The sequence below is a fragment of the Flavonifractor hominis genome (assembly GCF_040095835.1).
In the GTDB taxonomy this organism is placed as follows: domain Bacteria; phylum Bacillota; class Clostridia; order Oscillospirales; family Oscillospiraceae; genus Flavonifractor; species Flavonifractor hominis.
Window position 1 is genome coordinate 173,453 of sequence record NZ_JBBMFT010000003.1, and the last position, 14,032, is coordinate 187,484.

Below are 14,032 nucleotides of genomic sequence, written 5' to 3' on the forward strand. Positions count from 1 at the left end.
ATGCAATTGCAAGAAGAGGTGAGCCAAACGTCCTACGCAAAGCAAAATGATTTTTCACAGGGAAGTGTGGCCCGGAACATTGTCAACATGGCTCTGCCCATGACGGTGGCCCAGCTGATCAACATTCTCTACAGCGTGGTGGACCGGATGTATCTGGGCCGTCTGCCCGGACATCTGGCCCTGACCGGCTTGGGCTTGTGTCTGCCCATCATCTCGATCCTCATGGGGTTTGCCAACCTGTGCGGCATGGGTGGATCTCCTCTGTGCTCCATCCACCGCGGTAGGGGTGAGGAGGAGGAGGCCGAACGCATCATGGGCAACTCCTTTGCCCTGCTGCTGCTCTTCGGGGTGGGGCTGACCGCGCTGTGTCTGTTGTTCCGGAGGCCCATCCTTTATCTGTTTGGCGCCAGTGACGCTACCTTTCCCTATGCCAACGGCTACCTGACCATCTACCTGTTGGGCACGCTGTTTGTCATGATCAGCCTGGGTATGAATCCGTTTATCAACGCTCAGGGCTTCAGCCGCATGGGTATGGTAACGGTTGCGGTGGGCGCGGTGGTGAACATCGTGCTGGACCCGATCTTTATTTTTGTTCTGGACATGGGGGTACGGGGCGCGGCTCTGGCCACTGTAATCTCCCAAGGGTGCTCGGCAGCCTGGGTGCTCCGATTCTTGACCGGGCAGAGGGCGCTGCTCCGCTTGAAACTGTCTGCCATGCGGCTGCATCCGGACCGGGTGCGCCGCATCCTGACCCTTGGCACCTCAGGATTTGTCATGTCTATGACCAACAGTCTGGTGCAGGTGTTGTGCAACGCTACGCTGCAGAGCTGCGGCGGCGACCTGTATGTAGGCGTCATGACGGTGGTCAATTCCATACGTGAAGTCATCTCCATGCCGGTGCAGGGCATTACCAACGGCTGTCAGCCGGTGTTGGGCTATAACTACGGGGCAGGGGAGTACGAGCGGGTGCGCCGGGGGATCCGGTTTACCACGGTGCTGACTATGGGTTATTCTCTGGTTGTGTGGGGGGTGGTGATGGCCATCCCAGGGCTGCTCATCCGCATCTTCAACAACGAATCGGATCTGCTGGCTGCGGGGATCCCGGCGATGCGCATCTATTTTGCCGTGTTTTTCTGTATGTCCTTTCAATTCATCGGGCAGTCGGTTTTTGTGGCGCTGGGCCGATCAAAACAGGCCATCTTCTTTTCTCTGCTGCGCAAGGCCTTTATCGTGGCGCCGCTCACCCTGCTGTTGCCTGTCATCGGGTTTGGGGTCAACGGCGTATTCCTGGCTGAGCCCATCTCCAATGTAGTGGGGGGCTTGGCCTGCCTGCTGACGATGTATGTGATGGTCTATCGTTCCCTTGGAAGAACCGAAGTGTAATGTATGCGGGGCGCTCCAGTGAGCGCCCCGCTCAATTTTTTTACTGAGCGTGAGATTTTTTGGTGCGCCGGCGGGTATTCTTCATGAAAGGCCTTTCACAGATGATCAGGAAGAAAGGGAGTTCCCATGACGGATGAGACATTTGAACAATTGGCCCGGGCCTATGGCGACATGCTTTACCGGGTGGCGTATCACGCGCTGAAAAACCGAGCGGACGCGGAGGATGTGGTGCAGACGGTGCTGCTCAAGCTTTACCAGCAGGAGGACAGCTTTGATGGGCAAGCGCATATAAAGTATTGGCTGCTGCGGGTGACGGTGAATGAGAGCCGGAGGCTGCTGCGTTCGTTCTGGCGCCGCCGTGCTGTGCCACTGGAGCAGCGGGATGGAACGACAGAACTGCCGGAGATCCAGAAAAGCGAGGTATTTGAGGCGGTAATGGCGCTGGATGCCAAATATCGCCTGAGTATATACCTCTACTATTACGAAGAGTGCTCGGTGAAGGAGGTGGCCGCAGCCATGGGGGTCAATCCGTCTACCGTCCAGACCTGGCTGCAGAGGGCCCGGGCCCGGCTGCGGAAAACACTGTCCGAAGCGGAAGAAGAAGGGGAGGGGAACCCATATGTTCGACCTGAACGCATACCGTGAACGATGCTCGGAGCTGCGCCTCTCCGAGGAAAGATTGCAGGAGGTTATTTCCATGACAGAACAAACCAAGAAAAAGTCTGCCCGCCGCCCTCTGCGTGTGGGCCTGATCGCTGCGGCCCTGTGCACCCTGCTGGTGATCTCCGTCAGTGCTGCCAATCCGGAGGTGCTGGAAGGGATCGTATCCACCATCCGCTCTTCCATCGCCATAGGCGAGTACCGCCAGGATATGACCCTGGATACCGGAGAACGGGTCATTGGCCTGAGCTATCCTGAGGTCAACCTGGAGGAAAGGGAAGGCCGGGTGCTCCTGACTGTGGACGGCCAGGAGACCGACATTACCGATGAGCTGAATGAGAAGGGCAGCTACCTGTGGGAGTATGAGGACGAGGGCGCTTGCGTCCAGGTGGAAGTCACACTGAATGAGGAGGGAAAGCCTGAGGCGGTTACCAGCATTGTGCCCGCCGGCACGGAAATGGGAGAGTGCGAGGTATCCATGGTCACCGAATCTGTCGTCACCACCACAGAGGAATAAACCAGATGGCACCCTGCCGGGCGGCCCTGTTGGGCCGCCCGGTTTTTCTTGCTGTTATGGGGGAAAACTGGTATACTATATTCTGTGATTTTATGTCCCGGGAGCGGGACACAGGAGGTTCTTCCATGAAACTCATGGTCATCGACGGCAATTCCATTATCAACCGGGCCTTTTACGGCATCCGGCTGCTTACCACTAAGGACGGCCAACCCACCAACGCCGTCTATGGTTTTGTGAACATCCTGCTCAAGCTGTTGGATGAGGAGAAGCCGGAGGCTCTGTGTGTCACCTTCGACCGCAAGGCCCCCACCTTCCGCCACCTGGCCTATGAGGGCTACAAAGCCCAGCGGAAGGGTATGCCCGATGAGCTGGCCGCCCAGCTGCCAGTGCTGAAGGATGTGCTGGAGGCCATGAATATCCCGCGCTATGAGCTGGATGGCTGGGAGGCCGACGACCTCATCGGTACCATCTCTGTAAAGGACACAGCGGCAGGCTGGGATACCGTCATTGTCACCGGCGACAAGGATTCCCTCCAGCTGGTCACCGATACCACCCGGGTGAAGCTGGTGTCAACCCGCATGGGTCAGACCACCACGAAAGAGATGACTCCGGATTCCTTCCGGGAGGCTTACGGCTTTGAGCCCATCCACATCATTGACCTGAAGGCGCTGATGGGAGATTCCAGCGATAACATCCCCGGTGTCAAGGGGATCGGTGAGAAGACCGCTATGGATCTGATCCAGCGCTACCAGAGTGTGGAGGCCATCTATGGAGACCTGGACAATATAGAGGCCAAGCCCGCCGTACTAAAAAAGCTGGCGGAGGGGGCGGAGCAGGCCAAGCTGTCCTATGACCTGGCTACCATCCACACCGACGCCCCCATCGACTTTACCCCTGAGGCCAATGTGCGGCAGGAGCCCAATGCAGCCGCGCTGTACGACCTGTTTTTGAAGCTGGAATTTAACAAGCTGATCGACAAGCTGGGCCTGAAGGCCCCACAGGGTGAGGTGCAGCAGCAGGAGGAGCAGTTTACCGGCAGCTGCACCAGCGAGGACGTGACCGACCGGGCTCGGGCGGAAGAACTGCTGGCGGTTTGGCGGGAGCAGGACAGCGTGGACGTGCTGGCCCTGCCCAGTCTGGACGTGGTAGTGGTAGAGCACTGGGAAACGGAGCGGGACAGCCATGCAGCCATCCTGCGCTCGGATCGGTTGGAGGGGTATAACGACGTTCTAAAGGCTCTCTTTGCCCCTGACATCAAAAAGAATACCCATGATGTAAAGACGCTCCTGTCCCGGCTGCTGGACGAGGGGATTGAGGGCGGCGGTTTTGTCTTCGATACTGCCATTGCCGCTTATCTGCTTGCTCCCACTGACGGCGGCTATGAGCTGGAGACCCTGGGAATGCGGTGGTTTAACCACGAGTATCCCAAGGCCAAGGATACCTACTTGGCCAAAGATGCCTTTACTCCACTGGGAGATGAGGTGGCGGTGCTGGGGGCCCTTCTGTCCCACTGCGCCCTGATTGGAGCGCTGAAGGAGGCCATGGCCCCCCGCCTCACCGAGCTGGGCATGGATAAGCTCTACTATGAGGTGGAGCTGCCCCTGTGTCCTGTGCTGGCCGAGATGGAACACCTGGGCATGCTGGTGGACCGGGGTGCCCTCACTGCGTTCGGCTCCATGCTGGATGAGCGCATTCAGGCTGACGAGACCCTGATCTACGAGCTGGCAGGGGAGCACTTCAACATCAATTCCACCCAGCAGTTTGGCCGCATTCTCTTTGACAAGCTGGGCCTGCCTCCGGTGAAGAAGACCAAAACCGGCTACTCCACCAACGCCGAGGTGCTGGAAAAACTGAAGGGAAAGCACCCCATTGTAGAGGCGGTACTGGACTATCGTCAGCTGGCCAAGCTGAAATCCACCTATGTGGATGGCCTGACCAAGGTTATCGCCCCGGACGGGCGCATCCATACCTGTTTCCAAAACACGGTCACTGCAACCGGGCGGCTCAGTTCCACCGAGCCGAATCTGCAGAATATCCCCGTCCGCACGGAATTGGGGGCGGAGCTGCGGAAAATGTTTGTGGCTCCGGAGGGAAAGGTGCTGGTGGATGCCGATTACTCTCAGATCGAGCTGCGCCTTCTTGCCCACATCGCCGGGGATGAGCATATGATCGATGCCTTCCGCAGTGGGGAGGACATCCATACCGTCACTGCCTCCCAGGTATTCGGAGTGCCCCCGGAGAGCGTGACCCACGAAATGCGCCGGCGGGCCAAGGCGGTAAACTTCGGTATCGTCTATGGCATCTCCGATTTCTCCCTGTCCCAGGACATCGGGGTTACCCGGTCCGAGGCCAAGGAGTATATGGAAAAATATTTTGAAAAGTATTCCGGTGTCCATGCTTATATGACCCGGGTCGTAGAGCAGGCCAAGGCAGATGGCTATGTCTCTACCCTCATGGGCCGCCGCCGCTGGCTGCCTGAGCTCAAGTCCTCCAACTTCAACATGCGCTCTTTTGGCGAGCGTGTCGCCCTCAATATGCCCATCCAGGGCACCGCTGCCGATATCATCAAGCTGGCTATGATCCGGGTCCGAGACAAACTGGCGGAGGAGGGCCTGCAGGCCAAGCTGGTGCTCCAGGTCCACGACGAGCTGATCGTGGAATGCCCGGAAGAAGAGGCCGAGCGGGTCAAGAACCTGCTGGAGACCGAGATGGAACAGGTGGTGGAGCTGGCCCTTCCGCTGATCGCCGAGGCCCATGCGGGCAAGAGCTGGGCCGAGGCCAAGGACTGAGAAGGGGGCGGAAAGACCATGACAGAGCTGCGGCCCCTCCTTCCGGAGGGGCTGGAGACCTGGTACAGGCAGGAGCTGTGTACCGCTTTCCCACCTTGTGAGCAGAAACCGCTGTCCGCCATCCGGGAGCTGATGGATCAGGGGAGATATGAGCTGCTGGGCTTGTATGACGGCCCTCTGCTGCAGGGCTACGCCACTCTGTGGAGCTGTCCGGAATATCCGGGTTATGTGCTGCTGGACTACTTGGGTGTCACAGCTGCACGGCGGAACGGCGGTCTGGGCGGAACACTGCTGGCCCTGCTGAGGGAGCGTTTTCGGGACGGGAGCGTCCTGATTGTGGAGGCGGAGGCGCCAGACTCCGGGGGACCGGCGGAGGAGCGGCCTCTGAGAGAGCGGCGGCTGTCCTTTTACCGTCGGAACGGCTGTACACCGGTGTATCTGAGCTTTAACTGCGGCCTGCTGTGTCAGGTGTTCGTACTGGGAGAAGCTCCGGTGGACCTGGATACACTGCAAAAGGCCCACCGTGCCATTTACGGCCCGGCCCGGACCGATGTGGTTATCGACCCGCCGCCTGATGCATCCCCGGAGCTACCCTATTGGATGGAGGAATAAGATATGGAACTGCTGGAGCATGTCCAGGTTTTGGCGATCAGTATCCTATTGACGGCTTTGGGGGTACTGATGGTAGTTCATCCCGAGTGGCTCTGGAAGCTGGAGCACTTTCTGGACACAGTGGGAGGAGAACCTTCCGAATTGTATCTGACGATCAGCCGGGTAGTAGGCACGCTGCTGATGATCTTCTGTGGCCTGCTGACGCTGGTGCTGTTGGTGACCCTGCTGCTTCGGCTGCTGGGCTGAGATAGGAGGGAGTATGTGACTGTAAGAGCGGTATTGTGCCTGTTGGGGCTGGCCTGCGGAGCACTGGGGATCTGGATGCTGGTGTGTCCCCAGCGCTTCGAGAAGCTGGAGCAGTGGTGGGCCAAGGTGTGGTCCCGCCGGGACAAGTGGTATCATTTTGCCCCCCGGTGGATGGGAATGGTCCTGCTGCTGACGGGAACGGTGCTTTTTTTGGTGATGCTCACCGATCTGATCCTGTTGATTCTTTTTTGAAGGAGCGTTTTGCGTGCAGTATAAACTGGTCCCTATGGACAAATCCCACCTGCCCCAAGTGGCGGCACTGGAGCGGGCATGCTTTGCCCACCCCTGGTCGGAGAGTCTGCTGGAGCAGGAACTATACAATGACATGATTTCCCTGGTGGTGGCTGAGGGAGAGGACGGTACTGTGCTGGGCTACGGCGAGGTGCGGGCCATCCTGGATGAGGGAACATTGGAAAAGATCGTGGTAGATCCACGGTTCCGCCGCCAGGGGGTGGCAGAGGAGATCTTGCGGGCCTATCTCCGGCTGGGGCAGGCCCACCTGGCGTTTCTCACCCTGGAAGTGCGGGAGAGCAACGTGGCTGCCATCGGTCTATATGAGAAACTGGGATTTCAGGTGGTCGGGCGGCGGAAAAACTACTATCGGGAGGAGCACGAGGATGCCCTGCTGATGACGGTGGAGTTTGATCGCCATGGCTGAGCTGCGGCTTCTGACCGGAACACAGCTCCGCCAGATCTATCGTACTTATGTCAAAGCCGATTTCCCGCGCAGGGAACGGAGGCCCCTGGCTTCCATGGAAGAACTGCGTCAGATGGGGTGCTATGACACTTGGGGAATGTTCGAAGGGGAGACGCTGCTAGCCTATGCCTTCCTGTGGAGGACAGAAGATGGGCGCTGTGCCCTGCTGGACTACCTGGCAGTATGCCCGGAAGGCCGGGGACAGGGAAGAGGCACCCAGGCGCTGGAGCTGTTGCAGGCCCAGTATGGGCAATCCTGTCCCTTGCTGGTGGAGGCAGAGGCTCCGGAGGAAGGGATACCGCCAGAGAAGGACCACCAGCGCCGCCGCCGGCTGATCTTTTACCAGAGGGCGGGATTCCGCCTGCTGGATTACCAGACACTGATTTTTGGGGTGCGCTATGCCATGCTGGTATGGCCGGGTTCCTGTATGTTGGAACCTGAGGCGCTGCAGGCAGCCCACCGTGGACTGTACCAGAACCATATGCCGCCCGTTCTTTTTCGCCGGATGATCCATATTCCGGCCTCTGACTGCGGAAAGAAGGAATGAACCATGAATATACTTGCCATTGAATCCTCCTGCGACGAAACAGCGGTGGCCGTGGTGAAGGATGGCCGCACCGTCCTGGCGGATGCCATTGCCTCCCAGGCGGATATGCATGCCATTTATGGCGGCGTGGTGCCGGAGATTGCCTCCCGCAAGCACATTGAGGCTATTGCCGGTTTGGCGGACCAGGCACTGACCCAGGCAGGCGTGACAAAAGCGGACATTGATGCTGTAGCGGTGACCTATGCTCCGGGACTGATCGGGGCGCTGCTGGTGGGGGTCAATTTTGCAAAATCGGTGGCCTATGGCCTTGGTGTCCCGATTGTGCCGGTGCACCATGTCCGTGGACATATTGCCGCCAATTACATTGCGCACCCGGATCTGGAGCCTCCGTTTGTCTGTCTGTGTGTTTCGGGAGGCAACACCCTTATCGTAGACGTACAGGATTATACCGAGATGAAGATCATGGGGGCGACCCGGGATGATGCAGCGGGAGAGTGCTTTGACAAGGTAGCCCGGGTATTGGGGATCGGTTACCCCGGCGGCGCGCCCATGGATAGGCTGGCGCAAGGGGGGGATGACAAGCGCTATGAACTCCCCCGGGCGCATGTGGCTGGTGCTCCGCTGGATATGTCCTTCTCGGGTCTCAAAACTGCGGTGCTCAACCTGGCCCATAATGCGGTACAGCGGGGTGAAACGCTGGACCTGCCTGGTCTGGCAGCTTCCTTTGCCGCCGCAGTCAGTGATACACTGGTACCACGGGTCATGGAGGCTGCCGGCAGAACAGGTTATGGAAAGATTGCTGTAGCCGGTGGTGTGGCGGCGAATAGCCGCATTCGTGCCGATCTGGAGCGAGCCTGCCAGGCCAGCGGAAACAAGCTCTATTTGCCGCCGCTGCACCTGTGTGGAGATAACGGCGCCATGATTGGCTGCCAGGGATATTATGAATATCTGGCCGGGGTACGGGGCGACTGGTCGCTCAATGCGTATGCCACCCGGAACATCGGAAAGGGCTGACCTATGGTCAGCCCTTTTTTGAAAGGATTTGGCACAAAACGTGCAAAAATGCATGTTGTGTACATATTATGTAAACTTATGAGAAAAAGAAAGTGGAAAATAAAGTGTGGAAAACGGTGTGGATAATGTGGATAACTTATTGTAGATTGCCATCATAAAAAATTATGTCAATTAACTGGAAGAAAAAGGAGTGATAAAAAAGGGGTAAAAGAATAAAAAAGGGGGATTTTTGAGTGGAAAATAAAAGTAAAAAATAAGCCTTGTTTGTTATTGAAGGAAAGAAAATGCATGGAAGTCTGCAGAGTTAAAATCAAACGATAAATTATACGAGACGTATTAAAAAGAGTACCAAATTAGGATTGACAAAATGGGGGAGAAATGATATTATAACTCACTGACAGACTATATAATGTGCTGGAATAGCTCAGTCGGTAGAGCAGCTGATTCGTAATCAGCAGGTCGCGTGTTCAAGTCACGTTTCCAGCTCCAAAAAATCCCCGTAAACCGCTGTTTATGGGGATTTTTTGTTATTTATTTTATTATGAAGGTTGGCACTAAAAGAACATGGTGCGCGACCTGTTTACATACCGCCTTGCAGTATGCGATAGACGCTTGAGAAGCTCCGATGGATGCGCCAGACGTTCCAGGATATAAAGCAGGACAAGGACTGAATTCCAATAGAAAATAAGATGATTTCCCTATATCAGATATCCAGTGAAAAGTACAAGTTTGATCTTTTTTAAACGTTTGGAAGAACTTTTCTCACCTGTATAGAGGGAAAAAGAGCGAAAAAGGAATTATTTTTCCCCCCTTGGAGCGGGTTATACCGCTATCACACATTCTAAAAAATAAGTGAATGCTATAGATTTTCGCCTAAAAAGTAAGGGGGGTAGCTTGTACTTTTTTGATAAATGTGATAACATGATAAAAATGGTATATATGCCGGACGAAGAAGGAGAGCATATTCGAATGAGAGGGAATGTAAGCGTTCAGGATCAGGTTTATTATATTCTGAGGAAGAATATATTGGATCTTACACTGGAACCGGCGACTTCTATGAGTACACAGGAGCTGGCGGATAAGTTAAAGGTCAGCCGTACGCCCGTCCGGGAGGCGTTGATTCGTCTTCAAAAGGACGGGCTTGTCATCGTACTTCCTCAACGGGAGACCATCGTATCCAGGATTAACCTGAAACGGGTCAAGCAGGAGCATTCTATGCGCCGCCGTCTGGAGACATCGGTGCTGGAAACGTTTATGGAGCAGAAAAAGGAAGAGCAGATGGCCCAGATGGAAGAAGTAATCGACAAACAGCGAGGGATTTGCGGCGAAAATCAGCATGGGCAGATGCTGGAGTACGATGATGAATTTCACTCCCTGCTCTTCCAGTTTGCCGGAGAAGCCTTTATCTGGGATGTGTTGAAGCAGATCAGCACCCACTATTACCGGGTACGTCTGCTGAACTTGAAGGTAGACGGTGTTCCGCCGGAGCTGATCCATCAACACCAGGAGTTGCTGGATGCGATGCGCAAGGGGACCTTGGCGGATGTCCGGCCGCTGCTGGATGCCCACCTCAACCGGGTGGAGCAGGAGATTATTGGACTGCGTCAGATCTTTCCCAACTTCTTCGAGGATCGGGAGGCATCTCCGGGAAACGTGTTTGAATACGGCCTATTTGATTGAGAGAAAAAAGCCCTGCCGGCTGTGCCGGCAGGGCTTTTTTTATGCAAAGGTGGCTTTGGATACGTCCACTGGGTGGTCGCACTGGTTGTCGATATCGGTGCCGTTGCCGGAGAAGGTGCTGCCGTCAAAGTACATCACCACATCGGTGGGCACGTTCATCAGCAGCACGGCGGTGCCGTTGCCGGTGAAGGTATTGTCGAAGAAGCGGTCGTCGGTGGCGGACTGGCCGGTGCTGTTGTAGAACAGCCCCACCCCGTTGTCCGTGAAGGTGCACTCGGTGATATTCACCCAGGCGCCTCCCTGGGTCAGCAGGCCGTTTTGGTAGCCGGTGAAGGAACAGCCGATGGCCCACACCTTGGCCAGGGCGGTGATGCCGGTGTCAGTGCCGTCTCCCACAAAGTCCATGTCATAGAAGTAGTTGATCCAGTAGTATTTGCCGGTCTCCAGCATGGTGAGGCTGCCCTTCAGGGTGGTGCGCTGGTCTCCTTCGGTGCTGCCGTGGAACTCAAAGGAACGCTGCAGCTCCAGATCCCCCTCATAGGTCACCGGCGGCAGGTAGAGTATCACCTCGTCGGTAGGATTGACCTGGGCGGCGATGTCGTTCATCAGGCTTTGCAGCTCTTCCAGAGTGTTCATGGGGTAGTCCTGCCAGTGGTACTCATGGGTGAGAATGAGGCTGATATGGATGTTCTGCCGCACCCGGATCAGATCCCCGTTCTTCATTTGAACCGTCCACACCACCTGGGGCTCCCCGGAATTGCCGGTGAAGTCCAGGGAGGAGACCATGGCGGCGTCGGGGGAGTAGTCCTCCCGGTGGCTGGGCTCTCCGGCCACCAGGGGATCCGCGGCGTTCTCGTCCTGCACCACCTCTACCGTGACCTGCTCCAGCAGGGGCTCAAACTCCCCCCATGCATCCTGGCCGGTAGCGGCGTCGTTGACGTACCACCGGGAGGGCCAGCGGTACTGCTCGTCCGGCGCGCCCTGCTGGTAGATGTCGGGGGCGGGGGCGCACCGGTCGTTGGGCCAGGCCACCAGCAGCTGGTAGGTCTTGTCTCCGGCCTCGTAGTACACCTCGCCCACACCGTCAAACTCCTGGGGCTCATAGGGACGGCTCAGGTACCAGATCCCCACTCCGGCGGCGATCACCACCACCAGGGCCAGCAGGCCCAGGAGCACCTTTTTCCGCAGGGGAGCGGGCGTTCCCGTACCCTTCCGGGGATGGACGTCCTTGGCGCAGTGAGGGCAGAAGGCGGCATTTTCCGGCAAAACCGCGCCGCAGTGGGGGCATTTGTGTTCCATGTTCCTCTCTCCTTTTTACTCAAAAACCGCTTTGGAGGTGTCTACGTCATAGCCGCAGCGGTTGTCGATATCCGTGCCGTTGCCGGAGAATACCGAGCCGTCAAAATAGAGGGTGCCGTCGGCGGGCACATGTTCCAGCAGCACGGCGGTGCTGTTTCCGGTAAAGACATTATTGTCGAACAGGGCCCGGGTGACTCCGCCGTCCGTGCTGTTGATGTGGAAACCCACCTCGTTGTCGGTAAAGGTGCACCCGATGGGGGCGGTCCAGGCAGAGCCGTAGGACAGAATACCGGTTTTGTATCCGGTAAAGGTGCAGTCGATTGCCATGGTGTTGATGGAGGCGGACAGACCCACATTCGTGCCATTGCCCATAAAGTCGATGTCAAACAGGTAGTTGAGCCAGTAACCCTGCTCCGGGGTGGCCATAACGCTGCCGATAAAGACGGTGCGGCCGCTGCCGTCGGTGCAGCCCTGAAGGGTGCAGGTGTTGGGCAGGGTCAGGGTGCCCTCATAGGTCACCGGGGGCAGGTTGAAAATCAGCTCGTCCTCCGGCTGTACCTCCGTTGCCACCCGGTTCAGTAGGGCCTGGAGCTCCTCCAGGGTGTTCATGGGGTAGTCGTGCCAGTCGTAGGTGTAGGTGTGGATCAGGGTGACGTGGATGTTCTGCCGCACCCGGATCACGTCCCCGTTCTTCATTTGAATGATCCACACCACCTGGGTCTCCCCGCACAGGCCGTCAAATTCCAGATAGGACACGCCGGCAACGTCGGGGTAGTTTTCATCGTGGGAGGGGGCTTCGGCGGTCAGGGTGCTGCCGGCATCCTCGTCCTGAACCACCTCCACCGTGACTGCCTCCACCAGAGGCTTAAACTCTGTCCAGCCGTCGGCACCGTTGGCGGCGTCGTTGACGTAGAGCCGGGAGGGCCAGCGGGTCAGATCGTCCGCTCTGCCGTACTGGTAGATATCGGGGGCGGCCTGGCAGCGGTCGGCAGGCCAGGCTACCAGCAACTGGTAGGTTTTGCCGCCAATCTCATAGTACACCTCGCCTACCCCGTCGTATTCCCGGGGCACATAGGGGTGGTTCAGGTACCAGATCCCCACTCCGGCGGCGATCACCACCGCCAGGGCCAGCAGGCCCAGCAGCAGCTTTTTCCGCAGCGGTACGGGATTTCCCGTGTCCTTCCGGGGATGGACGTCTTTGGCGCAGTGGGGACAGAAGGCGGCGTCTTCCGGCAGGCTTGCGCCGCAATGGGGACAGGTCTGTTGGTGCAAGATAATCTCTCCTTATGTTAGTCCAGGGTGGCCTGGGACAGATCCGTGGGCTGGCTGCAGCGGTTGTCAATGCTCATCTGGTTGCCCTGGAACACCGAGCCCTGGAAGTTGAGCTTCACGTCGGTAGGCACGTTGTCCAGCTGCACGCCCACGTCGTTGCCGATAAACTGGTTATCGTTGAACATGGAGTGGTTGGCGTACTCGCCGCTGCTGTCGAAGCGGAAGCCGATGCGGTTGTACTGGAAGGAGCAGCCGATGACGTTGGCCCAGCTGGTGCCGTAGGCCAGCACCCCGGTATCCCAGCCGGTGAAGGTGCAGCCCGTAGCCCGGAAGGAAGCGGAGCCGGACAGACCGTTGCCGCTGCCGTCGCCCACAAAGTCCATGTCATAAAAATAGGTGATGGCGCCGTAATGGGTCAGGACCTGAACGGGGCCGGTGAAGGTGGTGCGGTTCCCGTCAGCGTCGGTGGAGCCGTACAGGTTCATACTCTGATCCTGGAGCGTGATGCCATCCTCATAGGTGACGGGAGGCAGATGGAGATTGATGATGGCCTCGTCGTTTCCAAACTGCGTGCCAATGCTGTCAATGAGGGCCTGAAGCTCCTCAGAAGTGTCCATGGGGTACTCCTCCGGGTAGTAGTCGTACACCGGGATGGGAATGATTTCATAGGTCTGACGGAGATGGATGGTATCTCCGTTTTTCATTTGGAACGTCCACACCAGCTCCGCCGTGCCGCTCTCTCCGGTATAGTCAATGAGGGAGATAAGTGGGCACTCCGATACGCCGGGATTGTAGGCGGGCTGGGAGCACACCATGGGGGAGGGGCTGTCCTCCTGGCCGGTAAAGGCCGCCGACACCGCCTCCATCTCCGCCAGAAAGGCCTCCGAGGCGTCCTGGCCATCGCTGCTGTTGACAAACAGCCGGGCAGGCATCCGGTACTGGCCCTCCGGCTCCCCCTGAACGGAAACTGTGGGGGAGGGGGTGAAGCGGTCGGAGGACTGGCTCAGCAGGATTTGGTAGTCCCCGTAGCGAACCTCTCCGTAGCCGTCATAGGTCTTTGGGGAAAAGACCAGCCACAGTCCGGCACCTACAGCAAGGAACACCGCCAGAATCAAAAGGCCCAGCAGCACCTGCTTTCGCCGGGGCCTGGGAACTGCCGCCTCCTTCCGGGGACGGACAAACTTTGCGCAGTGGGGGCAGAAGGCGGCGTTTTCGGGCAGATCCCCGCCGCACCATGGGCACTTGTGTTCCATCGG

At 57.6% G+C, this 14,032-nt stretch carries 14 protein-coding genes and 1 tRNA gene; 12 read left to right on the forward strand and 3 right to left on the reverse strand.

Annotated elements, in window-relative coordinates:
• The 12 genes from WMO45_RS06715 (at position 1) to WMO45_RS06770 (ending at position 10,205) form a co-directional block, all read left to right on the forward strand.
• Entirely contained in the window at positions 1-1,383 is a 1,383-nt protein-coding gene (locus tag WMO45_RS06715) for an MATE family efflux transporter (protein WP_494337557.1), read from the forward strand.
• A 126-nt stretch (positions 1,384-1,509) separates the two neighbouring features.
• Complete coding sequence (locus WMO45_RS06720; RefSeq protein ID WP_349139800.1) at positions 1,510-2,028, forward strand: RNA polymerase sigma factor; 519 nt, start codon at positions 1,510-1,512, stop codon at positions 2,026-2,028.
• A gap of 52 nt (positions 2,029-2,080) precedes the next feature.
• Positions 2,081-2,560 carry a hypothetical protein gene (locus WMO45_RS06725; RefSeq protein ID WP_349139801.1) on the forward strand — a complete coding sequence of 160 codons (480 nt, stop codon included), beginning with the start codon at positions 2,081-2,083 and terminating at the stop codon, positions 2,558-2,560.
• Positions 2,561-2,685: 125 nt separating this feature from the next.
• Positions 2,686-5,349 carry a DNA polymerase I gene (gene polA, locus WMO45_RS06730; protein WP_349139802.1) on the forward strand — a complete coding sequence of 888 codons (2,664 nt, stop codon included), beginning with the start codon at positions 2,686-2,688 and terminating at the stop codon, positions 5,347-5,349.
• A gap of 18 nt (positions 5,350-5,367) precedes the next feature.
• The gene (locus WMO45_RS06735; protein WP_349139803.1) at positions 5,368-5,961 is read left to right on the forward strand and encodes an N-acetyltransferase; all 594 of its coding nucleotides are present in this window, start codon (positions 5,368-5,370) and stop codon (positions 5,959-5,961) included.
• A 3-nt stretch (positions 5,962-5,964) separates the two neighbouring features.
• On the forward strand, positions 5,965-6,207 hold the full coding sequence (locus tag WMO45_RS06740; protein WP_349139804.1) for a DUF6199 family natural product biosynthesis protein: 243 nt from the start codon (positions 5,965-5,967) through the stop codon (positions 6,205-6,207).
• 15 nt (positions 6,208-6,222) lie between these two features.
• Positions 6,223-6,459: a hypothetical protein gene (locus WMO45_RS06745; RefSeq protein WP_349139805.1), complete on the forward strand. Its 237-nt coding sequence runs from the start codon at positions 6,223-6,225 to the stop codon at positions 6,457-6,459.
• A 13-nt stretch (positions 6,460-6,472) separates the two neighbouring features.
• Positions 6,473-6,925: a ribosomal protein S18-alanine N-acetyltransferase gene (gene rimI, locus WMO45_RS06750; protein ID WP_349139806.1), complete on the forward strand. Its 453-nt coding sequence runs from the start codon at positions 6,473-6,475 to the stop codon at positions 6,923-6,925.
• On the forward strand, positions 6,918-7,511 hold the full coding sequence (locus WMO45_RS06755) for a GNAT family N-acetyltransferase (RefSeq protein WP_349139807.1): 594 nt from the start codon (positions 6,918-6,920) through the stop codon (positions 7,509-7,511). The genes rimI and WMO45_RS06755 overlap by 8 nt, the downstream gene beginning before the upstream one ends.
• 3 nt (positions 7,512-7,514) lie before the next feature.
• Positions 7,515-8,525, forward strand: a complete 1,011-nt coding sequence (gene tsaD / locus WMO45_RS06760) for a tRNA (adenosine(37)-N6)-threonylcarbamoyltransferase complex transferase subunit TsaD (RefSeq protein ID WP_349139808.1) — start codon at positions 7,515-7,517, stop codon at positions 8,523-8,525.
• A 413-nt stretch (positions 8,526-8,938) separates the two neighbouring features.
• A tRNA-Thr gene (locus WMO45_RS06765) sits at positions 8,939-9,014 on the forward strand.
• Between the two features lie 480 nt (positions 9,015-9,494).
• Positions 9,495-10,205, forward strand: a complete 711-nt coding sequence (locus WMO45_RS06770) for a GntR family transcriptional regulator (RefSeq protein ID WP_349139809.1) — start codon at positions 9,495-9,497, stop codon at positions 10,203-10,205.
• Between the two features lie 39 nt (positions 10,206-10,244).
• Here the strand turns inward: WMO45_RS06770 and WMO45_RS06775 are convergent, their stop codons facing one another.
• Genes WMO45_RS06775 through WMO45_RS06785 form a run of 3 tightly spaced genes read right to left on the reverse strand, consistent with a single transcriptional unit; the run spans position 10,245 to position 14,029 of the window.
• Positions 10,245-11,504 carry a zinc-ribbon domain-containing protein gene (locus WMO45_RS06775; RefSeq protein WP_349139810.1) on the reverse strand — a complete coding sequence of 420 codons (1,260 nt, stop codon included), beginning with the start codon at positions 11,502-11,504 and terminating at the stop codon, positions 10,245-10,247.
• 15 nt (positions 11,505-11,519) lie between these two features.
• On the reverse strand, positions 11,520-12,776 hold the full coding sequence (locus tag WMO45_RS06780; RefSeq protein WP_349139811.1) for a zinc-ribbon domain-containing protein: 1,257 nt from the start codon (positions 12,774-12,776) through the stop codon (positions 11,520-11,522).
• A gap of 17 nt (positions 12,777-12,793) precedes the next feature.
• Positions 12,794-14,029, reverse strand: a complete 1,236-nt coding sequence (locus WMO45_RS06785; RefSeq protein WP_349139812.1) for a hypothetical protein — start codon at positions 14,027-14,029, stop codon at positions 12,794-12,796.
• Positions 14,030-14,032: the final 3 nt, after the last annotated feature.